Consider the following 23,519-nt stretch of genomic DNA (forward strand, 5'->3'; position numbering starts at 1 on the left):
GAACTCGCGGACACGGTTCATCCGGTCACGGATGTGCTCGCGCGCCATAAGCTCGGGCATCTTGCTCTCGACGGTCTCGGCGACGGCGAGCGCATACGAGAGGAGCTGGTCGATGTCCGACTCGTCCACCTTCTCCGGAAAGCGCCCCTTCGCGTTCTTGGTTTCTTTGTAGCACGCATGACGGAGTCCCTTCGCCTCCTCGATGATCGCCTTCCCAATCGGCTTCTGCCCGTATCGGGCTCGGGAATGGGTCGCGTCGACGATCAATGTCCGTCCCTTGAGCAGCCCCATCCCTTTCGCGACCTCGACCGTGTGCCCGATCAATTTGTCGAGCAGCTCGTCGTCGTCCATACGCTGACGGCGGAACTTCGTGAGCGAGGAGGGGTTGATGACGTCATCCTCCGGCGCCAAATCCAGAAAATATTTGTAGGCGAGGTCGGTCTTCGCCCGTCTGACGAGGTCGACGTCCGATAGGTTCGAGTGCGCCTTCAGGAACAGATATTTGAACATCCGGACAGGATGGACGGCCATCCGACCGTTGTCGTGGCAATACGTGTCCTCGAGCAACTCGGTGATGAAATCGAACGGGACGAGGTCGTGGATGAGCCGCAGCTCGTCATCGGCCGGGATCAACAGATCATAGAGGGCCGCATACGGGCTCGGCGGCATGTTCGGCAGGTCGGGCATCATCGGGATCGCCTCCAAGTTGGTTGGTTACTGCCAGTATAGTCCGGAATGCCGGGCGCGTACAGCGCCGCCCGAGGGCACGCCGACTCCCGGGGAATCAGCGGGCAAGGCGAGACCCAGCAGCGACACCGTCGCGATGCGGCTCGACGCCCGCCCCCAGGAAAGCGGCGTGCCGGACAGGGCGGCTAAAGGGCGATGAAAACAGAGGAGCGCCATCCCTCACGGGACGACGCTCCTCTGTTCAAAATCATTTGAAGTTTTCCAGTGCCCTCGTCGCCCCGTGGTCTCCGTATTATTTCTTCTCAGCGAGCCAAGCCGCAACGGCTGCGATCTCGTCGTCATCTTGGATAACGTTCGCAGGCATCGCGCCTTTCCCGTTTCGAATGATTCCTTCGATGTCTTCAGCCGACAAGCGTGCCCCGACGTCTGTCAAAGCCGGACCGCTCATCCCTTCTAAGTTCGCGCCGTGACAAGCCGCACAGTTTTGCGCGTATACCGCTTCCGCGTCGATTGAGCCTGTCGTCGTCCCCGAATCGTTGCCTGACGTGTCTTCCTCATCGCCGCCACCGCACGCACCGAGCGTGAGCATGGCGCCGAGGCCGATGGCCATCATCCACTTCTTCATAATAGGGTTCCCCTCCTAAGTTGTAGAAATAACCTACAATTACCATTATAGCCGTTCTGAAGCGCTTCCTAACCTAATCTCATGAAAAGTACACAAAGATTACACATCTTACGGCACGTTGATGTAGCGTTTGTCCGACGTGAACCCTTGCCCCATTACCTCGTGCGCCTCGCTGAAGACGAGGAACGCGTCGGGGTCGATGCGACGGATGATCTCCTTCAACCGGCTCACCTCGTTCTGCCGGACGACGACGAGGAGCATCGGTCGGTCGAGTCGCGAGTAGGCCCCAATCGCCTGAATCTCGGTCGCCCCGCGGTCGAGCTCGTCGAAGACGGCCCGCGTGATGACGTCACGCTTCTCCGAGATGACGTACGCCATCTTGTCTTGCGTGAAGCCGAGCTGGACGAAGTCGATCATCTTGATCGTGATGAACAGCGCGATGAGCGCATACAGTCCCGTCGTGAACGAGAACGTCACCGCCGCGACGAGGACGACCGCCCCGTCGAGGATGGCGATACACAGATAGAGCGGGATGTGCGTGAACTTATGTAGGATCTGCGCGATCAAGTCCATCCCGCCCGTCGAGGCGCGCCCCCGGAAGATGAGGCCGAGGCCAATCCCGACGCCCGCCCCGCCGAACACGGCCGCGAGCAACGTATCGTTCACTGCGGCACCGGCGTCAATCAACTCATAGAACAAGATCACGCCCGGCAAGAAGATCGAGCCGACGAGCGACTTGACGCCGAAGCCGAGCCCGAGGATCATCCAGCCGATGACGAGGAGGAGCACGTTCGCCACGAGCTGGAACGCCCCCGGCGAGATGCCGAACAGCTCGTACGTGATGATCGAGATCCCGCTGACGCCGCCCGAGGCGAGGTTGTTCGGGAGTAGAAACAAGCTGAACGCCGAGGCGACGAAGACGGACCCGGTCAGTAAATACATGTAGTCTTTGACGATTTGCTTCATTAAAGGTTTTCTCCTCTACATACAACGTGGCCCAAAGACATCGGTCTTTGAGCCACATGCATCACATATTTGTCTTACGGAGGTACGCGTCGATGAAGCCCATGATGTCCCCATCCATGACGCCGCCCGTGTTCCCGACTTCATAGCTCGTCCGGTGGTCTTTGACCATCGCGTACGGGTGGAAGACGTACGAACGGATTTGGCTACCCCAGCCGATGTCCGTCTTCTCGCCGCGAATCTCGTCGAGCTTACGTTGCTGCTCGTCGAGCTCGCGTTGATAAAGTTTCGCCTTGAGCATCTTCATCGCCGACTCACGGTTCTTGATCTGTGAGCGCTCGGTCTGACACGAGACGACGACACCCGTCGGCACGTGCGTGATCCGGACAGCCGAGTCGGTCGTGTTGATGTGCTGACCGCCGGCGCCTGACGCGCGGTACGTGTCGATGCGGAGGTCTTCGGTCTTCACGTCGACTTCGATGTCGTCATCGAACTCCGGCATGATGTCACATGAGACGAACGACGTGTGACGGCGGCCTGAAGAGTCGAACGGCGAGATGCGCACCAAACGGTGAATCCCTTTCTCCGCTTTCAAGTACCCGTAGGCGTTGTGCCCGACGATGCGGAGCGTGACCGACTTGACGCCGGCCTCCTCGCCCGGAAGGTAGTCGACCGTCTCGACTTTCCAACCCTGCTTGTCGGCGAAACGCTGATACATGCGAAGGAGCATCGATGCCCAGTCTTGCGACTCGGTCCCGCCGGCTCCCGGGTGAAGCTCGAGGATGGCGTTGTTCGCGTCATATGGCCCGTTCAAGAGGATCTCGAGCTCAAACTCGTCGAATTGACCTTTCAGCTCCGTCACCATCTCGGCGAGCTCTTGTTGCATCTCGGCGTCCGGCTCTTCCTTGATGAGTTCGAGCGTCACTTCGCCGTCCTCATGTCCGTCGGCGAGCGCCTGATATTTGTCGACCATCGCTTTCAAGCCGTTCGATTCGTCGATGACTTTTTGCGCCTTCTCTTGGCTGTCCCAGAAGTCCGGGTACGTCATCTCGTTCTCGAGCTCGGCGATACGTGCCTGCTTCTCCGTCAAGTTGAGGGAAGCCTTATAGTTGTCGAGGCGTTTGGCCATCGCCTCGAGTTCGTTCCGAATATCTGAAATTTCCATAGTGTGTATCACCTTTCCGTAGGAAAGAGGCGAGCAGGCTCGCCTCTTAAAAAATCAAGCTTGTTGTTTACCGTGGCAGTTCTTGAACTTCTTGCCCGATCCGCACCAGCACGGGTCGTTGCGGCCAAGACGTTGGTCTTCGGTGCGACGGACCGGCTTCTTCTTCACCGGAGCGTCGTCCTTGCCAGAGACGGCCACTTCTTCTTCGACGACTTTCTCACGACGGAGGTTGTCGCCGACCTCGGCGCGAAGGACGAATCCGGTCACTTCTTCCGAGATGGCCGCGTTCATCGCGTCGAACATGTTGATCCCTTCCGCCTGATACTCGCGGAGCGGGTCGTTCTGACCGTAAGCGCGCAAGTGAATCCCTTGGCGGAGTTGGTCCATATGGTCGATGTGCGACATCCAGTGCGAGTCGACGGCACGGAGGACGATGATCTTCTCGAACTCGTTGAACCGCTCTGGCGGCGCGAGTTGACGTTTCGCCTCGTACTGCGCGTTCGTGCGCTCGAGGAGAAGCTCCGTGATCTCTTCGCGTTCCTTGCCGAAGAAGTCTTTCCCTTCGACCGAGTTCTCGAGCGCGAGCGTCTGGTTCGCCCAGTGCGCGAGCTCGTCGATGTTCCATTCTTCCGGCACGAGCTCGAGCGGCGTATATTGCGCCACGCCGGCCTCGACCGTGTCTTGCATCATCGAACGGACGATGTCAGACACCGACTCGTTCTCGAGGATGCTGGCCCGGTCCTTATACATGACCTTCCGTTGGTCGGCCATGACGTTATCGTAACCGAGGAGCTGTTTCCGCGCGTCGTAGTTGTTTCCTTCGACGCGTTTTTGGGCCGACTCGACGGCTTTCGAGACCATGCGGCTCTCGATCGGTTGCGTGTCGTCCATCCCGAGACGCTCCATCATGCTCTGGAGGCTGTCGGTACCGAAACGGCGCATCAGTTCGTCTTCGAGCGACAAGTAGAACTGGGATTTACCCGGGTCCCCTTGACGGCCGGCCCGACCGCGGAGCTGGTTGTCAATCCGGCGTGACTCGTGACGCTCGGTGCCGACGATGTAGAGACCGCCGAGCTCGATGACGCCTTCGCCGAGCTTGATGTCGGTTCCGCGTCCGGCCATGTTCGTCGCGATCGTGACCGCGCCTTTTTGACCGGCGTTCTCGATAATCTCGGCCTCGCGGGCGTGGTTCTTCGCGTTCAACACTTCATGCTTGATCTTCTTCTTCGAGAGGAGCTTGCTCAAGTATTCAGACGTCTCGACCGCAACCGTCCCGACGAGCACCGGTTGGCCTGTCGCGTGCGCTGCCGTGATCTCTTCGACGACCGCCTTGAACTTGCCTTCCATCGACTTGAAGATGAGGTCGGAGCTATCTTGACGGAGAATCGGTTTGTTCGTCGGGATCGTCACGACCTGCATGTTGTAGATGTTCCGGAACTCTTCTTCCTCCGTCTTCGCCGTACCGGTCATCCCGGCGAGCTTCTCATACATGCGGAAGTAGTTCTGGTACGTGATCGTCGCGAGCGTCATTGATTCGCGTTGAATCTCGACGCCTTCTTTCGCCTCGATCGCCTGATGCAACCCTTCCGAGTAGCGGCGTCCGTCCATGACCCGGCCCGTGAACTGGTCGATGATCATGACTTGGCCGTCACGGATCATATAGTCGACGTCGTGGTGCATGACCGCGTTCGCACGGAGGGCGAGGCCGACGTGGTGGTTGACCGAGACGTGGTCAATCGCGAACAAGTTGTCGATGCCGAAGAACTTCTCGGCGAGGTCGACCCCTTTGTCCGTGAGGAGGACCGATTTCGTCTTCACGTCGACCGTGTAGTCGTCCTCGACTTTCAGTGTGCGGACGAACGCATCGGCGCGCGTGTAGAGCTCGGTCGACTTCTGGGCCGATCCCGAGATGATGAGCGGGGTACGCGCCTCATCGACGAGAATCGAGTCGACTTCATCGACGATTGTGAAGTAAAGTTCGCGCTGGACGCGGTCTTCCTTGTAGAGGACCATGTTGTCGCGCAAATAGTCGAACCCGAGTTCGTTGTTCGTCGAGTACGTGATGTCGCAGTTGTATGCCGCCTGCTTCTCTTCGCGTCCCATGTTCGAGACGTTCAAGCCGACCGAGAGGCCGAGCGCGAAGTAGAGCGGTTCCATCAACTCTTTGTCACGACGGGCCAAATATTCGTTGACCGTGACGACGTGGACGCCGCGGCCCGTGAGCGCGTTCAAGTAAACTGGGAGCGTCGCGACGAGCGTCTTCCCTTCCCCGGTCTTCATCTCGGAGATGTCACCGTTATGGAGCACGTATCCCCCGATGAGCTGGACGCGGTAGTGACGCATGCCGAGCACGCGCTCCGACGCCTCGCGGCAGACCGCGAACGCTTCCGGGAGGATGTCGTCGAGCGTCTCGCCCTTCGCGAGACGGCCGCGGAACTCTTCAGACTTCGCCTGCAACTGTTCGTCAGACAACGCTTTGATCGGTTCAGCAAACGACTCGACGAGGTCAGCCGCTTTCTCTGCTTTTTTCAATATCCGTTTCTGTGGAGCAAATAAATCTTTCAAAAAGTTCGCCATACTCATATCTCCTCAGCATTCCTATAAAATGCATGTTTTTTCCCTAATGTACAGTTTAACCGAAGTGACCCGCGCTTTCAAGGAAAGGCAAAACGAAACGGCCCCCGTCGAGGGAGGCCGTGTGATAGTCGAGTTAAGATTATTCTGGTTCAATCAAGCCGTATTTGCCGTCTTTCCGACGGTAGACGACGTTCGTGTTGCCCGTCTCGGCGTCTGAGAAGACGAAGAAACTGTGGCCGAGCATATCCATCTGAAGGATCGCTTCTTCCGTGTCCATCGGCTTGAGCGTGAAACGCTTCGTCCGCACAAGTTCGAGCTCTGACTCTTCATCGTCATACACTGCCACGTCTTCCGGGCCTTCGAGCGCTTTGAAGTACTCGCCGATCCCGCCTTCTTTGGCGCGTCCTTTACGGTTGAGTTTCGTTTTGTGTTTACGGATTTGACGCTCCAACTTGTCGACGACAAGGTCGATCGCCGCGTACATATCGAGGTTCGTCTCTTCAGCACGAAGCAACAAGTTCGGCATCGGAATCGTGACTTCTACTTTTTGCTTTTCATTGTACACTTTCAAGTTGACGTAAGCCGTCTGTGCATCCGTAGGAGTTGTGAAATACCGAGTCAACTTCTCCAGCTTCTTCTCGACATAGTCTTGGATGGCTGGTGTGACTTCAATGTTTTCGCCGCGAATGTTATAAATCATCTGAACTCCTCCTTAAAATAACCGCTTGACCCAATGATTCGTCACATGTGACGGAATCTCCTGCTTCATTTCTGAAAAGAAAGTGGAACCAGGTGGCTCATATTTAGTATACCCCGAATTCGTTCGTTATGAAAACGTTATCATCAGAAAATAATGACAATTTTGTTCCGAATGATTCGTCTCATCACGAAGTCGGTTGGTATAAAAGGTTTGTACCCGTTTGACAGATTTTTAAACGCGTATTTTAAGGTTTGTACGTTATGTGAGGAAAACAAAAAAGCCGGCTCTACGAGAGAGCCGGCTTCGTTTGAAATTATAATTTTACAACGTTAGCCGCTTGTGGGCCACGCTCGCCATCAACGATTTCAAACTCTACCTCTTGACCTTCGTCAAGTGATTTGTAGCCGTCAGTTTGGATTGCTGAGAAGTGTACGAAAACGTCTTTGCCGCCTTCAACTTCGATGAAGCCAAAACCTTTTTCTGAGTTAAACCATTTTACTTTACCTACCATGTGTAAATCCATTCCTTTCACCATTGAAGAATACAGAGGCTTTCCCTCTACCGGTAATCTTACCACCTTATGGATGGCGTGACAAACACTTTCTCAATATTTTGCAAACGATTTACTTTTTGGCTTACATTGGAATTATATTTCCCTACTTTTCATATTGTCTTGTTGAGTTTACATTTTTTGTGATATATCATGGAAGAGATGATTTAGGTTTGTGCCGCTAACATTTAGCCGATCCTGAAAATCCAATATGAGGAGGATGGTGCAGCATATGCGCCCCTACTATTCCGACGAAAAATATCGCATCACGAAACGAACCGTGGCGATTTTGCCTTGCTTCGACATGATGAAGCAGTCGCAAATCATTCTCGAAGATGGCACGGAAATCTCGACCCCGCTCAGGCCGTATCAGTTGCTGCAGCTTTCTTGCCGCCAATACAACAGCTCGATCGAGGAACGGATCTTCATCGCCAAGCGCGTCGCCGGTGTCAAAGGGAAAGTACCTGTCGTCATCGAACCGACGAGCGGTCTCGTCTTCTTCCCGACGAAATCACCAAAACGGGAAGACTGCGAATGGTACGCCTGGTCCCACGTCCGTGAAATCGTCACGGTCGAAGGGAATCCGAACGGTCTGATTGTCACAACAGACGGCCGCCGGATTCAGACGAACGCGACCGCGTACGTCCTAAAGAATCAAATCAAAGCGACGGGAGAACTCGTCGCCCGGTTCCAACAACTGAACATGAGCCCTGTGCTCGAATCTTGACCTGCCTTCCGTCATGTGACGGGAGGTTTTTTCTTATCTAATTTGCTTCACTTTTTTAAAAAGAGGTCGATATATTGGTCGAGGTGACAACTATGCAAATCCAAGCCCAATCGCTCGCCCTCGTGCAAGCGAGCGCCGGCATCCAGACGAACCGGGTTTATAAGGCCGAGCTCGTCAAACAGACCGGCCCCGATACGGCCATCGTCAAAATCAACGGCGAAGAAGTCGAGCTCACGTTCAAGGACGGCATGCCGAAGACGAACCCGTTCCACGTGACGCTCGCCGACCAAGACGGCACGCTCCTCGCGACGGTCGTCCCGGCAAAAGAAGAAGCGGAACCGGCCAGTCAGCCGGCGAAGCTCGAATCAAAGATTCAGACGCTCCTCGCCGCGCTCCCGCCCGAAGTGCGGAGCGCCGTCAGCCGCCTGCTCCAGACGGGGCGCCTGCCGATGAACGCGGACACGGTCCGCTTGCTCGAGACGGCGATGAAAGGCGACCTGCGCGACGCGATTCTTCTATTGAAGACGGTCGACACCCCGGACATCCCGCGAGACGTCAAAAACATGATCGCTGCGTCGACCCTCTCTGAGGCGAGGGAGCAATTAAAGCCACCGCCGCCGGACGCACCGTATCCGCGAAAAGAACGCTTCGTCGAACTCGTTAACTTATCCCGTCCTGTGAGCGAACGCGTCACACCGACACCGGAGACGGTCGACCGCATCATCCGTGACGTTCCGGTCCCGCAAAAATCGGTCGAGTCGCTTCACGTTCCGACGAACCGACCACAGTTTGATGCGGTAACGCTCCCATCCGGACGACAAGTCGTCGTCAAGGAAGTGACGAACCATCTCGCGACGGTGACGAACACGTTCCGGAACGAACAGGCGACCGTGACGAAACAGCTCGGCCAAGTCGCCGCGCTCGTCGAGACGAGTCCGCACACGGCCCGCCCCGCCCTCGAGACGGTATCGACCCGGTTGACGCAGCTCATCCAGAAGACCGACGCCTTGTTACATACGGACGCGACGCAAGAGAAGGCGCTCGTGTCGATGACGGCGAAACTTGACGTCGCGCTAGGCCTGCTTGCGACGAAACCGGCCGAGAGTGCCGCACTCATTAAAGAAGTGCGCGCTGCGTTGAACGACTTCCGTTACGTGCCGAACCACGTCCGACTCGAATATATCCCGCATCAAGCGAGCCGCGCTGGCGAGATCGCGAAAATACCGCCGTTCAAGCTTGACCAACAGCTGTCGGGCCGCGTCATCCAAGAAACGGCGCAGCGTGTCCAGGCGTCTGGTCTCTCTGTCAAAGCGGATGCGACGAACCCAGAGGCGGTGCGTCTCGCCTCGTTCTTCCAAGTCCAACAGACGCTCAACCGGCTCGACGGTGGCCAGTTGCATCAGCTCCTGCTTGCCTTGCCGGCGAAAGTGCAAGAGATTGACACAGGCATCCACGTCCACATCCAAAACCGGGAAGCCGGTGACGTCGTCGACTGGGAAAACAGTGTCCTCTACATCCGGCTCGAAACGCCACGGCTCGGCGAGATTGCGGTGAAACTCGAGGCGATCGACCGTAATTTACGTCTGACGCTCGAGCACGATGACAAGCGTGTCGAGACGCTCGCCCGTCCGCTCCTCGGAAAGATCGAGACGACTTTGGAGGCGATCGGCTATAAGAGCGTCACGACGCAGTTTAGACCGCTGACGAAGACCGAGAAAGTCGAAGCCGAGCCGGTGACAACCCCGACGACCGGTTACGACTTCAAGATTTAGGAGGCCGACATGTATCAACGCATGGATTTGACGAAACGAAAGACGGCCGCCGTCGTCCGTTACGACGAGTCGACGGACCGGGCACCGGTCATCGTCGCCCGCGGGACGGGTGCCGTCGCCGATAAAATTTTAGATGAGGCGAGAGCGCGCGGTGTCGCCATCGAGCATGACCACTCGCTCCTTGGCCACCTGCTCGACCTTGACCTCGGTGACGCCATCCCGCCCGAGCTGTATGACGTCATGGCTGAAGTACTGTTGTTGATTGAAGAACTCGACTCACTTAAAGGAGAACAATGATGAATCCGAACCGACTATATGAGATGAGCGCCGAAGAGCTGACGCAAGCGATGCTTCACGCCCTCACATATCATTATGAACACGCATTGACAACGACGATTGCCGAACGAAACCGCCACCTCCGACAGGCGCGCGAGCTGCTCGCGAAACTGCACCAAGGTTTGCACGACAACGGCGGCATCATCTCGGCCCAGCTCGATGAGATTTACTTATATATGGCAAAGTCGAGCCTCGAGGCGTTGATTGAACAAGATTTGTCTAAAATCGAGGAATTACGTGACCTTGCGAAAGATTTAGACCACACTTGGAGCGAAGCAATGGAGCGTGCCAAGCTAACCCCGCAACCGTTAGGAGGAAACCGCTATGAAAATTACCAATAACGTTCAAGCCTTAAAAGCCTATACGTCGCTCTCGATGAACCAAGCGACGATGAAGAAGACGATGGATCGACTTTCAAGCGGTGTCCGCATCAATAAAGCGTCTGATGACGCGGCCGGTCTCGCCATCTCAGAAAAAATGCGCATGCGTCTCGACTCGTTGTCGATGGCCGAACGTAACACCCTTGACGGCATCTCGCTCACGCAGACGCTCGAAGGCGGAATGAACGAGACACACGCTCTCCTCCAGCGTATGCGTGAACTATCGGTGCAGGCATCAAACGGGACGCTCAGCGGTGACGACGCGAAAGCGATTCAAGAAGAGATTACCGCACTCACTGAAGAAGTGACGCGCATCGCCGAGACGACCGAATTCAACTCGAAGAAGATTATGAACGGCGAATACACGCAAGGCGCAAAAGAATTGTTCTTCCAAGTCGGTGCCGGGAGTGGTGAGGCTGTCATCTTGAACGTCGCCGACATGCGCGCCGGTGCCCTCGGGATTGACGGCATCAGTGTGTTGACCGCATCCGACGCCGGGGAGGCCATCACCAAGTTCGATGCTGCCATCAACGCCGTCTCGCTCGAGCGCTCGAAGCTCGGTGCCATCCAGAACCGGTTAGAAGCGAACATCAGCGTCGTCACAATCGGTTCGGAGAACTTGACGGCGTCCGAGTCACGAATCCGTGACGCCGATATGGCGCGGGAGATGATGGACTTCGCCCGCCTGAACATCTTGAACCAGTCCGGCATGGCGATGATCGCCCAGTCGAACGCGTTGCCGCAAGGCGTGTTACAATTATTGAACTAACTTAAGGAAGGACGGATCCTTATGGACATTCGTCGCATCATGGAGACGCAGTCGCTCCTCGGCGCCGGCAAGGCGAAGAAACCGGACGTCGAGCCTGGTGTCTCATTCTCGAACGTCATCGGACAGAAACGAGAAGACCGCGAGCACGAGCGCTTCCAGCGCCAAATCGCGGCCATCCACGAACAAGGCGAGCTCCTCGCCGAGAGTCAGACGGTCGAGTCGCTCGCTGAATATAAACAACTGATTAAAGACTTTATGAAAGACGCCGTTGACGCGGCACTCCGTCTCGAGGACAAGCGCGGCTTCAACCGCCGCGGCCGGGCCAAGATCTATAAGATCGTCGAACAGGTCGACCAGAAGCTGCTCGCGTTGACGGACCAGGTCATCTCGGGCGAGGCGTCTCGCCTGTCGCTGCTTGACCAGGTCGGTGAGATTCGCGGGTTGCTCGTCAACGTGTACGTGTGAGGTGACCTATGGCTGAACATCTGTTTTCAAAGAAAGTGAAATGCCCGTACTGTTTGAAAGAGAGCACGACGCCGCGCGTCTTGTCGCGCCACATCCGCCCGCAAGAAGTCGCGAAGGACGGCTATACGACGTATGACGGCGAGAACCCGTACTTGTATGAACCGGCCGTCTGCGGCCACTGCCACCTCGTCTTCCACGACTCGTTCGACAAGGTGCGGAAGAACAACCGCGAGGCGCTCGAGACCGAATACTTCCCGCGCGTGAACGCCGACGTCTTGGCCGGTGACCGGACGCCGGAGCACGTCATCACGCTGTATAAGTTCGCCGTCATGACGGCCCAATTGAGCGGGCAGAAACCGTCCGTCGTCGCCATGCTCGGCATGCGCCTCGTCTGGATGTATCGGTTGACGGGTGATGCGAAAGCGGAACGTGAATGGATGAAGCGGACGCTCGACAAATATAACGAGGTACAAGAAACCTATACCGATCAAGTCCGGACCGGCCTCCCGTATGACCAGCTCATGTTGCGGATTGCGGACCTTTCGGCCGCGCTCGGATTTTATGAAGAAGCGCGTCGTTGGTATGGGATCCTTCTCGGCAGCAAAGAAGTGTCGGAGCGGATCCGGAACCAGGCCCGGGACCATTGGGAAGATTTTCGATTGGAACACGCCTAAAGGGAGAGCCGCAGCTCTCCCTTTTCGCATACAAAAAAAACCGCGCTCATCCACTCACAGACAAACGCGGTCGGTTCTCTTCACGGGTGAACCCCCAAACCGAAAGGAGATAAACGCGACATGACTCACGTTAAAACCTAAACAGGGCACCTAAGAACCGATCGCGCGGTGGCGTATTGCACGGTTCATGCTTATTATAATTTGGATTTCGCTATTTTACTATTATTTTTTATCATTTTGAGATTGGTGTATGCTTATTGAGAATCCAAAGGAGGTCATTTCATGTTTGAAGCTCGCTACATCGAAACGGTACGTTCGATTTTTCAGGAACAGAAACAGCTCGCCGAAGACGCCTTGAATCAAGTGAACGACGAAGACCTGCATCGTGTGCTCGCGAAAGACACCCTCTCGCTCGCCGTCATCATGCAACACATCTCGAATAATATGAAATCCAGATGGACCGACTTCTTGACGACAGACGGCGAGAAACCGGACCGAGACCGCGACGCCGAGTTCGAGGATCAGCTGTCGTCGCGCGAGGAGCTCATGGCGACGTGGGACGCGCGCTGGCAGCTGTTGGACGATGTATTGGCGAGCCTCACGCCAGAAGACCTCGGCAAGACGGTCTTCATTCGTGGGGAGGAGAAGAGCGTCATCTGGGCGATCGAGAAACAAGTGTCGCACTATAGTTATCACGTTGGGCAAATCGTCTTTCTCGCGAAAGTATTCGCCGGGGATAACTGGAACGTGTTGACGATCCCATTGCCGCATCAACGACAATAAGAGAATGCGCATCGCGAAGATGCGCGTTCTCTTATTTAGTGACGTTGATTGTATATTCGTAGCGAGACTCCCCAATCGACTCATAGTTCGCGTCCGACGGTCCGTCGATGACGACTTTCACGTCCGCTAGGTCTTCTGGCATTGCCTTGACGAAGAAGAGGACGTTTCCTTCTTTCTTTACTTTCCCGAGGAACTCGCCGCCGACGTCATCTGAGAACCATAAGTCGGCTGATACTTGCTCCCCCGTGTTCGTCACGAGCGTCGCCTGGTTCGGGTGGAAACTAATGGTGTCTTCAACCGTGTTTTCGACGATGACATTCATCGCCACGACCGTCACTTCTTCTTGCCCGTCAAACGAGTCGCGATAAGCCTCGTTGACCGTGAGTCGCGACGTCTGCACTTTATCGATGGCGAAGTTCACGGAGCCGATTGTCTCTTTGATGTCGAGCGCTTTGTTCTTCATGAAGATTTGGTTTGAACCAAGTTCACTCTCCTGCACTTCTGCTTCTTCTTTTGTGTCTGCCGTTGGTTTTTCCGTCGTTTCGGCCTCGACGACTTCCTCTGTGTCGGTCGCCGTCGTCTTCAGTTCATCGGCTTCCCCGCAGCCTACAAGTAGTGTCAATGGTAAGACTAGCAACAATCCGTATCGTTTCATGTTCATCTTCATTCTCTCCCTTTTCGTATGAGTGGTGGTTGATAAGATGAGCATACTGGATTGTCTAGCCCGACCGGTGTAAGAAAACGTATAGGGTTGCCGACCTACACAAATAAAAGCCAAGGCCTTTGAAAGAACCTTGACTTTGGCTATATTATCCTCTTGATTTGAGATCTTCTTCCTCATACGGATCGGGACCGTCTTCGAGCGGCGCATCGTCTTCGACATACGCCTCAATTTTCGGGTCGCGTTCCACATACTCATCGTACGCCCCTTCTGGACCGTAGACGAAGTAACGACGATTTTTCATTGACTCAGGTTTCACTTTTTTCTCACTCATCTGTTTCCCTCCCCTTTCCAGAAAAGAAGCAACGGTTACAGTGGTATTTACCCGATTTTTTACCGATTTAAATGGTAATGGATCGATTGTAAACGAAATCAGGTATCTTTGCATCCCTACCAAATAAAATGAAACTTTTTCGGAGTCGAGTCGTAACTAATGACAACGAATAGATGAGGGGACGAGATGGATGAGTTTATTGAAAACAGGATTCGTTCGTGGCGTGAAGTGGTTCGCGCTATTCGGATTGCTTGCGACGTATCAGTGGCGGAACGGATATATGGAAGGTGTACATAATATGCTCGTCTATGGCGGGATGGCGTTCTTCCTCGGTTTGGCGAGTGTCATCTATGAAGTAAGATGGTGGTCGTTCCGGAAACAGATTTTGATTCATTGGGTCACGATGCATGTGACGATTTTGCCGCTCGTCATATTCAGTAATTTTCTGCCGGTGACATCGCTTCAAGATGCCTTGTCGGTTTACATGAAGTTTAATATGAGCGGGCTGGTGTTGTTCACGCTATCTAGAATGCTTTTGAAAATGCGACGACAAATCAAAGCTTCATGAACGAAAACAGCTCGAAGGCGCGCCTTCGAGCTGTTTTATGTCTGTTGATCGAATAATCCTGAGAAATTCGAGTCAACATCTTCGTATGGATCGACATATGATTTGACCGTCTTGCGTTCTTGTCGCGCCGTACCGAGCGTCATACCAAGCCGTTGATGTTCGGCCTCGATTAAGCGGGCAATCTGTTGACTGTCATCGACGAGCTGACGGATTACCGTCTGGTCAGCGTCCTTCAAGTCCGGACCGTGCGCCGCGAGCAATTGCTCGCGGTCGTCTAGCAGTTCATGGATTTGGTCCATCCATGTGTCATAAGTCGGTTCCTCAGGCACTTTCGCCAGTAAATCTTTTAACCGCTGTGTTTTGAAGATGATTTCATCGATGGGTCTCATGCTTGCTTCGCGAGTTTCATCGCTTCCTTCCACGTATCGCGGAGCTCGGTCGTGAAATCGAGCACTTCGTCGAGGATGGTCGTGTCGTTTTGGATGTTCGCATCAACGAGACGACGCCACATGTACTCATACAGCGAGTCCAAGTTCGCCGAGATGGCAACATCTTTATTTAACGTCAAGCGCATCTCTTGAAAGATGGCTTGCGTCTTTTGGATGTTCTTATTCTTCAAATCTGGATTCCCTTGCTCGATGGCGAGTTTGGCGAGGCGCATAAACTTGAGCGCCCCGTCATACAGCATGAGCGTGAGTTCCTGTGGGTTCGCGGTCGTGACCGCATTGTTTTGATATGCTGCATATGGGTTGGCTACCATTTAAATTCCTCCTCTTACATGCCGCTGCCTAAGAACTGTTGCAGTGAAGCGGCTTGCGAGTTCGCCTGGTTCATTGCTGTCTCCATCGCTGCGAAGCGACGATAATAGGCATTTTCTTTGTCGACTAGCAAATCATTCAATCGTTTGATCCGTGTATCAATTTGCGTCATTTCGCGCCCCATCGAATATGTGGGAGCTCCAGATCCGTCAGCCCCAGCAATCCGAGTAATCGATGACCGTGAGTTAGTTGCTGCATCACGAATTTGTGGGAGTAGCCCAGTTTCTGCGTTCGTGAACAATTGATAAACTTGGTCTGGGTCTTTTTCGATAGCTGCCTTGAGTTTCTCTTCATTTAGTTCGATTTTTCCACCATTTGTGAAGTCCGCTCCGGTCGAGAGACCAATCTGGAATAGTTGCCTCATTTCAGTCTCATTCGTACTTGATGTTGTGCTTGACCACTTGCTACGCATTGTATCCATCGCACTACGAACAATCGTATCACCACGAAGCATGCCGCTCATTGCTTTTTCTTCCCACTTCTTAATCTCATCATCAGAAAGTTCGTCACGTTGCGCTTGCGTAAGTGGAGCAAATGAACGGAAACGTTCTTCACGAACTTTTTTATTCATGAGATCAATCGTCTCATTATATTTATCGACAAATCCTTTGATGTTATCAAAAACTTTTTGGGTGTCGGTAGCAGCAGAGAGTGTTACCGCGCCAGACGCAAACTCTGATTTTAACGTGACTGTCATATTATCAATCATGACCGTGTTCGAGCTCTGCGTCATCGCAATACCATTCACCATAAAGCTAGCATCTGTTCCTGCTTTCGGAAGGTCTGCAGCATCGATACCAAAAGCAGCTTTCGTTGTTGCGTCAAATTCAATGATTGCATTTTCACCAGTCTGCTTTTGAGTGATTGATAGCTTGCCAGAAATCGGTTCGAAAAATGCAGAAATACCTGATTCTTTTCCATTCAAAGCGGTAACTAGGTTCTCCATGGTTGCGTCTTCCGCTACCTTGATTGTCTGAAAGTCCCCGCCTTCATCGGAACGAATTTGAATCTGGTACCCAGATGTGTAACTAGCCTTAAAGCCAGCCGGCACGTCCGAGCCATCATTCATCGTTATTTTCCCAGTCGATTCATCATAAGTATAACTTGAGGCATCAATAGGCGTATTTGTTCCGTCTTTTAAAGCAACTGTTGCTCCTGCTCTTGGTTTTGGAGAAAGTGTCCATTCTTTTGTTCCCGTCGATAGTGTTACTTCTTGAGTAGTTGATTGTAAGTTCATATCAGCGACTTTTGTTGTCTTCGTCACTGCAACTCCATTTTTATCTTTCGGCTCAACGATTTGAGTAGCAGCTGTTGCCAGTTGACTCACTGATTCTATACGAATCGCTGTGTTTCCACTTGATGGTCCCGCAACGACTGATACTCTCGATTCATCAGAAGAGCTTGACGTTTTCGCATAGAAGTTCCGACTGAATATAAGATCGACAGCACTGTTTCGAAGTGTCATGAGTGAACGGTTAATCTCGCGATAAGCATCACGCTTCCATTCAGTCGTTTGTTTCTTTTGTTCAAGCTTATCGACTGGCATACGTTCAGCCTTCATTAATTGTTTAATGATTGTATCGGTATCAATTCCACTGGCAAGTCCGCCAAATCGGATTGGTGTCGTCATGATAAGCCCCCTTTATATACGCTCATCGAAGAGTTGGTTGAATTCCATGAATGCCGCAAAGAAATCGAGTGATTTCTTGCTTGGTATCTCACGGATAACTTCGTTGTTCGTATCAACAATTTGAATATAATAGTCGTTCAATTTTTCATGTTTCATAAACTTTAAACCGGTACGTTGTTGTTCTAATATTAGATTCGCCTTTTCGACTGCCATTTCTAACTTCGTGACGTGTTGAGGCGTCGGGAGAATGACAATTCCTTCGTCTGCGAGTGTTTTTTGATTCGCTTCAACGAACACGTTTTTCGTTTGTTCATACGGCAAGACAGAAGAAGGTAAGTGGAGCCGGACTTCAGAGATTATTGGATTCATAAGCTATCACACCTCATTATGATTTCTTCATTATCTATATCGGCATCAGATTCGTAATCTTCAATAATATCGTGTTCACTAATTTGTCTAATCTTAAGTAGAAACAAAAGGATACAGTGCAACTAGATGGGTATATTATATACGAACATACATTCTTATCAGGAGGGGTTAATTTTGAAGTGGGACGAGTTAACGACTTATGAGAAAAGTTTACTATTGGGGACTTTATTAGGAGACGGTCATATCAGCGTTCATAAGAAAAAATATCCCAATGCGAATTTGCGATATGGTGAACACTTTTCCGCCAAACAATTGGAATACCGTGAGTGGAAATTGAATCACGCTCCTCGAATTTTCTCAAGTATCATCAAAAATAATAATGGTACAAGTGCATCGCTTACTTCAAAACACGATGAATTGTTCACTTGGCTACGTAATCAATTGTACATCGGAGGCAAAAAAAGCGTCCCGCTTCACCTATTACGAGAGTGCACCGACCCGGTCTTTTTATTAGCGCTCTACCTTGATGACGGTAGTCTTTGTTTGACAAGGTCAAGTCGTTCTAAAAAGAATCAAATCATTTTGACTCCACACATCGCTTTATACCTCCAAGCTTTCCATCCGTCTGAACTAAATTATTTAAGCCAATTCATTTACGAAACGTTTGGACACCAATTTGTGTTAAGCCGACGAAATGATGGACATAACTACATCCTCCGAATACAGAAAACCCAAGAGGCTCTCAATTTTCTTAAGTTCACAAAACCATATGCCACTGAAATTCCTTCGATGGCTTGGAAATTAGATTGGGACTATCGCTTCTCACTAGAGAAAAAACAAAATCCTGATAAAGTAGTGATTTCCTCGAAACCAAAAAATGATTACACTGAGAGAGACATTGAGTATATTGTCACTTCAAAATTACGTGGACAGACGGATCAAGAAATCGCAGATGCGTTAGGTAGAACGTATTGGTCTGTTGTGTACAAGTGGCAAGACATCAAGAAAAATCGATTAAGAGAAGATGAGGTTATGTATGTAAATTAAAAAACTCCCACGGCTCTTGGGGAGTCGTGGGAGTCATAATGCTTGTTATAGAACTAATTAACGAAGCAATTGAAGGACTGCTTGCGGTTGCTGATTCGATTGCGCCATCATAGCCTGTGCAGCTTGGTTAAGGATGTTGTTCTTCGTGAAGTTCATCATCTCTTTCGCCATGTCTACGTCACGGATACGTGACTCTGCAGCTTGAAGGTTTTCAGCTGACGTGTTCAAGTTGTTGATTGTGTGCTCAAGGCGGTTTTGAGTAGCCCCAAGTTTTGAACGTTCGCCTGAGACCGTTTCGATAGCAGTATTGATTGTGGTAATCGCTGTGTTTGCTAATGTTTGTGTCGATACATCGATACCGACAGTAGCTTCACCAGCACCCGTACCTACACCTAAAGTTGCAGCATCCATGTTACCGAGAACAAGAGTCAAGCTCTGACCAGCATTAGCACCAATTTGGAATACTTTACCATCTGCATCTGACCCATCAAGTAACTTTTGCGAGTTAAACTCTGTAGTAGCTGAAATTCTTGTTACTTCTTTTGCAAGTTGTGTAACTTCTTTCTGAATTTCAGTGCGATCTGCATCTGTATTTGTGTCTGTAGCAGACTGTACAGCAAGTTCACGCATACGTTGAAGGATTGAATGTGTCTCGTTCAATGCGCCTTCAGCTGTTTGGATCATTGAAATACCATCTTGAGCGTTTTTCGAAGCCATATCAAGACCACGAATTTGTCCGCGCATTTTTTCAGAGATTGCAAGACCAGCTGCGTCATCACCAGCACGGTTGATGCGAAGACCTGAAGATAATTTCTCCATCGCTTTACCAGTTTGTGCTGTGTTGAATGACATGTTACGGTGTGCGTTCATTGAGTTAAGGTTGTGGTTAATAATCATTGTAATTTCCCTCCATAGGTTTAAGTTTTTTCCGCTCTTCCAAATCCATTTGTCCGAGCATACAAGGCTTAGGCCGGCCCCTCACCTTGTATTAGTTGGTAACGTTTTTGCGTTTCCATACTCTATATCGGAGTCATATCAAATCTGTTTAGTGTTTTTATCAACTTTCTATTCATTTTCCGTAGTTTATTAGTTTTGAATAGAAAAACGACCCATCACTGGGCCGCTCCTCCTTACATTTCCACCTTCACTTGCTCCGTCTCATTCTGCAAACTCTCCGCGACACGGACGAGCTCCGTCATCGCGCCGTTCACTTCACCGAGACTGGCTGCCTGTTGGCTGGCCGCTGACGTGACTTCCGTCGCGTAGCGTGACGCCTCTTCGACCATGCCGACGATGCCGGCCGAGTTCGTGACGACCGAGTCAATCTGCCCACGCGACTCATCTAAGAGCGCATCGACCGAATGGACGTGGCTGTACACTTCGTTCGCCGAGTTGTGGATCGACGCGAAGGCGCCTCCCGCCTTCTCGACGAGACCGACGCCCGTCTCCACTTCCGCTTTCACGTTCGCCATCGAAGACGACGTGTCGCCAACCAAACGTTTGACGTCAACAATCAAATCCGTGATCTCTTGCGTCGAGTTAGCTGTCTGTTCGGCGAGTTTCTTGACCTCGGCGGCGACGACCGCGAAGCCGCGTCCATGTTCGCCAGCCCGAGCCGCTTCAATCGACGCGTTCAAGGCGAGCAAGTTCGTCTGAGCCGAGATGTCGCTGATGACGTCCGTGATGCGCGAGATTTCGCCTGTCATCTCCGTCAACTTGCTGTTGAGCGTCGATGACTGTTCGACTTTTCCCGCAATCGCATGCATCGCATCGACCGACGACGAGGCGAGGCCTTTGCCGCTCTCGGCCTCTTGTTGCATCTCACTCGCTGAATTTAGAGCCGATCCCATCTCTTGACGGATGTTCTCCATCGTCCGGGCGACGGCCCCGAGCAAGTCCATCGAGCTGTACGTCGCGTTGACGTTGTCTTCGAGCATCTTGTTCAATGCGTCCATCGCTTGGCGGATGTTCTCGCCGGCGACGTTCCCTTCTTGGACGGCCGCCGCGATTTCTTGCGCCGAACCCGTCAATTGGTCCGCCGTATAGCGCATGTTCGTTCCTTGCTCCCGCAAGTGTCCGACCATGTTGTCCATCGACAGGAGCAGACGCCCCATCTCCGAGCGGTCGTTCGTCGACTCGTTCGCAAATTCGACCGTCAAGTCACCGTTACCGACTTGGACCGCCTTATCCGACGCCGACTCGATCGCTTTGAGCGGACGGCGCGCAATCAAGTAGATGACGATACTGCCGATAGTTGAAATGAGAAGCGACACGGCCGTCCCGACGAGCATGACCTGACCTTTTTCCATCTCGAGCTCCGTTAGCAATAGAAGCGTGATGTACCCGACCGAACCGCCCGTCACGATGGATGTGACCAAAATCCACGCGAGCAGCTGGGTCGTAAAGTTTTTGAAAATCTTCACTATGAGTTCCTCCTCTGTGTAATTCATCACCTTCTATATCGTCTCGTTGGAAGCTTTTGTATAGCGTTTTCAGTTGAACGTTTGGTCAATGAAAAAACGCCCTCCACATGGAGAGCGTCCTTTCAAAACGGGGCGGTGTCTTTTGTCACACGCGACCGTTCACGCGTCGTCGTGAGCGCATCGATCGTGAGCGCGATCGCCGCCGCCCAGTGGAGCATCATTCCGACGATCGGGATAAAGCCGAGCACTGACGCCGTGATGCCGACGATCGGACCGAACGACAATCGGTTCAGCCGGGTGAGCGACAAGATGAGCACGACGATGTGGAACGCGAGCATGAATCCAAGTGGTGAGTAGCCCATGCTGATGATGAACAGACCGCCGAGGATTGGGATCCCGAGGAACGCCTCAAACGCCGCCCCGAGCCATTTCAAATTTCTGACCATGCTGTCACCTCACAGTTCTAATAGGTAAAACTCATATCCGCCATTCTCCGCGAAACCGGCCCGCTTGTAAATCTCGAGCGCGGCCTTATTCTCCGTCTCGACGTCGAGTTCGAGCTTCGTCCGGCCCATACGGAACAGCTGCTGGACCATCTGCTTCAACATCTTTGAGCCGTAGCCTTTGCCCTGCTCGCTCGCCCGGACACCGAACGCGTGGATGCTTCCCGCGTCGTCGCCTGAGAGGAGCGCGCGGATGACGCCGACCGGACGCCCTTCGACTTCACCAATATACGTCACGCGGTCCGGCGTGTCGATTTGCCGATAGATGTTTTCCGTCACATCAATCGGGTCACCGAACGCCTCAGATAGCGTCTCGATGATGAGCGGACGGTCGGCGTCCGTCGCCTCGCGGAGCGACACCTCGTTCGGCTTCAAGAACAGTTCCGCCTTCTTCAAGACGAGGTTGTACTCGGAGAACCGATACGCCGCACCAAGGTGGTCGACGACCGCCTTGCCGGACTTTGACTTCCGGTCGATGACGAACGTGAACGCCTCGCATCCGTTCGCTTTCGCGTCCCGCTTCGCGGTCTCCAAAAGCGCCTTGAACACACCTTGCTTCCGGTAATCCGGATGGACGAGCGCGTTCACTTCATATTCGTTCTCGAGATACGGGAACAACATCAAATACCCGACGAGCAAATCGTCCGCGTAAACCGCGTAGTCGTTCTGTCCGACCGCCTCATGGCCGACTTTGACGTCGATTCCGTCAAACGTGTTGACCGCTTCTTCGAGCGTTCTCACGTCTTCTGGTTGTCTTACTTCTTCTACTGTATAGTTCATACCATCACCTCGCCTTTATTGTAGCACAACAAAAAGCCCGCCGAAGCGGGCGGACTCATAACGTGCGGAACTCGAGCTCCGGGAGCGTCTCGAGGAGCTCCGTGATCTCGTCCGTGTGCGCCTCGGCACCCGGCACGGCTTCGGTCGGTTCGACCCAGAAGAACGTCTTGTCGCTCGCACCGAGGTAGTTGCCGTAGCCGACTTCCTCCGCGAACGCCTCTTCTGACAACTCGCGGTCGACGAGGTCCAAGTGGAACAACAACTGGTCGTCGCCGCCCTCAAGATTGTAGTAGAGGTCGAACGTGCCGTAGCTCGCCTTGTCGCCGATATCGGTCACGTCTTGCGACTTCTCGATATAGACGTCTCCGCGCTCGATTGCCGCGGCAATCTTCGACGGGAGAATGATCTCATAACCGAGGGCACGGTCGCGAATCGTCTGCGACGTGTCATCGGTCCGTCCCCGGGACGAGACGACCCCGACCGTTGCGACAAGGGCCCCGGTCACGCCGAGCGCGACGGCCCACTTCAATGTTTTGTTCATGTTGATCCACTCCTCTATAGTCTGCCATGAGACGATTATCGCACAAAATGCAGGCAAATCATTAAATATTCTGAAAAAATGTTTCGGGATGCGTTGACGCACGTTCCCCAATCCCATACGATAAAAGTATCGCATTATAGAAAAGAGGAACCGACATGTCTAACGAATCCCAATTGTCACGGGCGCAGCTCGACGCGCTCTTAAAAAACGTCTTCGCCCTTCAAATCCCGGTCATCGAGAAGTTCATGACCGACCTGTTCAAACAGTACGTCTCGACGGCGTCCACGTTCAAGCAGGACATGGACACGATGAAAGCGACGGACTGGCATAAACAGTTCTTCGGCCAAAAGGCGATGCCGCACCTCTTCATCGAGAACCTCGGCTTCGGCGCCTCGTTCCGTCATCAGGAGCAGGATAAGCTCGTCAAGATCCCGGAAAACATGACGATCGTGAAGCCGGACTCGGACGCGCAAATCGAAGAAATCTTACAGAACCTAGACAAGACGCTCGCGTCGATGCCAGCCATCAAAAACAAAGGGCTCGTCAAGAAGTTCTATAAAGAGACGCTCGAACTCGTCTGCCAGCTCGGAAGCCGTACGGGTATGATGGACGATTTCTACGCCAAAGTCAAAGGCAGCCTCACAAAATCATAACTGGCAAACCCACGTCCGC

The 23,519-nt window shown here is 52.9% G+C and carries 29 protein-coding genes; 11 read left to right on the forward strand and 18 right to left on the reverse strand.

Annotation, left to right across the window (positions count from 1 at the left end):
- The 7 genes from DI14_RS00645 to cspD all read right to left on the reverse strand — a co-directional run.
- On the reverse strand, window positions 1-690 hold a 690-nt coding region (locus tag DI14_RS00645), incomplete at its 3' end, for a transposase (RefSeq protein ID WP_034803911.1).
- A gap of 289 nt (window positions 691-979) precedes the next feature.
- The gene (gene cccB, locus DI14_RS00650) at window positions 980-1,312 is read right to left on the reverse strand and encodes a cytochrome c551 (RefSeq protein WP_034803914.1); all 333 of its coding nucleotides are present in this window, start codon (window positions 1,310-1,312) and stop codon (window positions 980-982) included.
- Window positions 1,313-1,420: 108 nt separating this feature from the next.
- Window positions 1,421-2,278, reverse strand: a complete 858-nt coding sequence (locus tag DI14_RS00655; RefSeq protein ID WP_034803916.1) for a YitT family protein — start codon at window positions 2,276-2,278, stop codon at window positions 1,421-1,423.
- A 61-nt stretch (window positions 2,279-2,339) separates the two neighbouring features.
- On the reverse strand, window positions 2,340-3,440 hold the full coding sequence (prfB, locus tag DI14_RS00660) for a peptide chain release factor 2 (protein ID WP_034803918.1): 1,101 nt from the start codon (window positions 3,438-3,440) through the stop codon (window positions 2,340-2,342).
- Window positions 3,441-3,494: 54 nt separating this feature from the next.
- Window positions 3,495-6,017: a preprotein translocase subunit SecA gene (secA, locus tag DI14_RS00665; RefSeq protein ID WP_034803920.1), complete on the reverse strand. Its 2,523-nt coding sequence runs from the start codon at window positions 6,015-6,017 to the stop codon at window positions 3,495-3,497.
- A gap of 139 nt (window positions 6,018-6,156) precedes the next feature.
- Window positions 6,157-6,717: a ribosome hibernation-promoting factor, HPF/YfiA family gene (gene hpf / locus DI14_RS00670; protein ID WP_034803921.1), complete on the reverse strand. Its 561-nt coding sequence runs from the start codon at window positions 6,715-6,717 to the stop codon at window positions 6,157-6,159.
- 313 nt (window positions 6,718-7,030) lie between these two features.
- Window positions 7,031-7,228, reverse strand: coding sequence for a cold-shock protein CspD (cspD, locus tag DI14_RS00675; protein ID WP_024370455.1), 198 nt, complete (start codon window positions 7,226-7,228; stop codon window positions 7,031-7,033).
- A 259-nt stretch (window positions 7,229-7,487) separates the two neighbouring features.
- Between cspD and DI14_RS00680 the strand changes: the two genes are divergently transcribed.
- The 8 genes from DI14_RS00680 to DI14_RS00715 all read left to right on the forward strand — a co-directional run bounded on the left by DI14_RS00680 (window position 7,488) and on the right by DI14_RS00715 (window position 13,173).
- Entirely contained in the window at window positions 7,488-7,994 is a 507-nt protein-coding gene (locus DI14_RS00680) for a competence protein ComK (RefSeq protein ID WP_235193361.1), read from the forward strand.
- 92 nt (window positions 7,995-8,086) lie between these two features.
- Window positions 8,087-9,766, forward strand: coding sequence for a hypothetical protein (locus DI14_RS00685; RefSeq protein WP_235193362.1), 1,680 nt, complete (start codon window positions 8,087-8,089; stop codon window positions 9,764-9,766).
- 9 nt (window positions 9,767-9,775) lie between these two features.
- Window positions 9,776-10,063, forward strand: a complete 288-nt coding sequence (locus DI14_RS00690) for an EscU/YscU/HrcU family type III secretion system export apparatus switch protein (RefSeq protein WP_034803928.1) — start codon at window positions 9,776-9,778, stop codon at window positions 10,061-10,063.
- Window positions 10,063-10,443: a flagellar protein FliS gene (locus DI14_RS00695; RefSeq protein ID WP_034803930.1), complete on the forward strand. Its 381-nt coding sequence runs from the start codon at window positions 10,063-10,065 to the stop codon at window positions 10,441-10,443. Before DI14_RS00690 ends, DI14_RS00695 begins: the two co-directional genes overlap by 1 nt.
- Window positions 10,427-11,251 carry a flagellin gene (locus DI14_RS00700; protein ID WP_034803933.1) on the forward strand — a complete coding sequence of 275 codons (825 nt, stop codon included), beginning with the start codon at window positions 10,427-10,429 and terminating at the stop codon, window positions 11,249-11,251. The genes DI14_RS00695 and DI14_RS00700 overlap by 17 nt, the downstream gene beginning before the upstream one ends.
- Before the next feature lie 21 nt (window positions 11,252-11,272).
- Window positions 11,273-11,716, forward strand: a complete 444-nt coding sequence (locus DI14_RS00705) for a YaaR family protein (RefSeq protein WP_029334571.1) — start codon at window positions 11,273-11,275, stop codon at window positions 11,714-11,716.
- An 8-nt stretch (window positions 11,717-11,724) separates the two neighbouring features.
- A complete protein-coding gene (locus DI14_RS00710) occupies window positions 11,725-12,390 on the forward strand; it encodes a DUF2225 domain-containing protein (RefSeq protein WP_034803936.1) in 666 nt (221 codons plus the stop codon).
- A 282-nt stretch (window positions 12,391-12,672) separates the two neighbouring features.
- Entirely contained in the window at window positions 12,673-13,173 is a 501-nt protein-coding gene (locus tag DI14_RS00715) for a DUF1572 family protein (RefSeq protein ID WP_034803939.1), read from the forward strand.
- 31 nt (window positions 13,174-13,204) lie between these two features.
- On the opposite strand, the gene DI14_RS00720 is transcribed toward DI14_RS00715, so the two are convergent.
- The gene (locus tag DI14_RS00720; RefSeq protein ID WP_034803941.1) at window positions 13,205-13,834 is read right to left on the reverse strand and encodes a hypothetical protein; all 630 of its coding nucleotides are present in this window, start codon (window positions 13,832-13,834) and stop codon (window positions 13,205-13,207) included.
- A gap of 148 nt (window positions 13,835-13,982) precedes the next feature.
- Window positions 13,983-14,168, reverse strand: coding sequence for a hypothetical protein (locus DI14_RS00725; protein ID WP_034803944.1), 186 nt, complete (start codon window positions 14,166-14,168; stop codon window positions 13,983-13,985).
- Window positions 14,169-14,358: 190 nt separating this feature from the next.
- Between DI14_RS00725 and DI14_RS14940 the strand changes: the two genes are divergently transcribed.
- Window positions 14,359-14,736 (forward strand): DUF3021 family protein, encoded by a 378-nt coding sequence (locus DI14_RS14940; RefSeq protein WP_051622486.1) that lies wholly within the window; start codon window positions 14,359-14,361, stop codon window positions 14,734-14,736.
- Window positions 14,737-14,771: 35 nt separating this feature from the next.
- Here DI14_RS14940 and DI14_RS00735 read toward each other — a convergent pair whose 3' ends face one another.
- Genes DI14_RS00735 through DI14_RS00750 form a run of 4 tightly spaced genes read right to left on the reverse strand, consistent with a single transcriptional unit; the run spans window position 14,772 to window position 17,553 of the window.
- Window positions 14,772-15,125, reverse strand: coding sequence for a flagellar protein FliT (locus tag DI14_RS00735; RefSeq protein WP_029595022.1), 354 nt, complete (start codon window positions 15,123-15,125; stop codon window positions 14,772-14,774).
- Window positions 15,122-15,496: a flagellar export chaperone FliS gene (gene fliS / locus DI14_RS00740; RefSeq protein WP_034803946.1), complete on the reverse strand. Its 375-nt coding sequence runs from the start codon at window positions 15,494-15,496 to the stop codon at window positions 15,122-15,124. Before fliS ends, DI14_RS00735 begins: the two co-directional genes overlap by 4 nt.
- A gap of 14 nt (window positions 15,497-15,510) precedes the next feature.
- Complete coding sequence (gene fliD, locus DI14_RS00745) at window positions 15,511-17,184, reverse strand: flagellar filament capping protein FliD (protein ID WP_034803948.1); 1,674 nt, start codon at window positions 17,182-17,184, stop codon at window positions 15,511-15,513.
- Window positions 17,185-17,196: 12 nt separating this feature from the next.
- Window positions 17,197-17,553, reverse strand: a complete 357-nt coding sequence (locus DI14_RS00750) for a flagellar protein FlaG (protein WP_034803950.1) — start codon at window positions 17,551-17,553, stop codon at window positions 17,197-17,199.
- Window positions 17,554-17,727: 174 nt separating this feature from the next.
- Between DI14_RS00750 and DI14_RS14945 the strand changes: the two genes are divergently transcribed.
- Window positions 17,728-18,600, forward strand: a complete 873-nt coding sequence (locus DI14_RS14945; protein WP_051622487.1) for a hypothetical protein — start codon at window positions 17,728-17,730, stop codon at window positions 18,598-18,600.
- Between the two features lie 57 nt (window positions 18,601-18,657).
- On the opposite strand, the gene hag is transcribed toward DI14_RS14945, so the two are convergent.
- The 5 genes from hag to DI14_RS00780 all read right to left on the reverse strand — a co-directional run bounded on the left by hag (window position 18,658) and on the right by DI14_RS00780 (window position 22,847).
- The gene (gene hag, locus DI14_RS00760; RefSeq protein ID WP_034803952.1) at window positions 18,658-19,497 is read right to left on the reverse strand and encodes a flagellin Hag; all 840 of its coding nucleotides are present in this window, start codon (window positions 19,495-19,497) and stop codon (window positions 18,658-18,660) included.
- Between the two features lie 233 nt (window positions 19,498-19,730).
- On the reverse strand, window positions 19,731-21,023 hold the full coding sequence (locus tag DI14_RS00765; protein ID WP_152545846.1) for a methyl-accepting chemotaxis protein: 1,293 nt from the start codon (window positions 21,021-21,023) through the stop codon (window positions 19,731-19,733).
- 122 nt (window positions 21,024-21,145) lie between these two features.
- Window positions 21,146-21,469: a hypothetical protein gene (locus DI14_RS00770; protein ID WP_034803953.1), complete on the reverse strand. Its 324-nt coding sequence runs from the start codon at window positions 21,467-21,469 to the stop codon at window positions 21,146-21,148.
- Window positions 21,470-21,478: 9 nt separating this feature from the next.
- Complete coding sequence (locus DI14_RS00775) at window positions 21,479-22,306, reverse strand: GNAT family N-acetyltransferase (protein ID WP_034803955.1); 828 nt, start codon at window positions 22,304-22,306, stop codon at window positions 21,479-21,481.
- Window positions 22,307-22,361: 55 nt separating this feature from the next.
- A complete protein-coding gene (locus tag DI14_RS00780) occupies window positions 22,362-22,847 on the reverse strand; it encodes a hypothetical protein (protein ID WP_235193363.1) in 486 nt (161 codons plus the stop codon).
- Between the two features lie 155 nt (window positions 22,848-23,002).
- Here DI14_RS00780 and DI14_RS00785 point away from each other — a divergent pair, with 155 nt between their 5' ends.
- A complete protein-coding gene (locus tag DI14_RS00785) occupies window positions 23,003-23,500 on the forward strand; it encodes a hypothetical protein (RefSeq protein ID WP_034803960.1) in 498 nt (165 codons plus the stop codon).
- Window positions 23,501-23,519 lie beyond the last annotated feature (19 nt).

Origin of the sequence: Exiguobacterium sp. AB2 (assembly GCF_000696055.1) — a bacterium.
Classification (GTDB): Bacteria; Bacillota; Bacilli; order Exiguobacteriales; family Exiguobacteriaceae; genus Exiguobacterium; species Exiguobacterium alkaliphilum.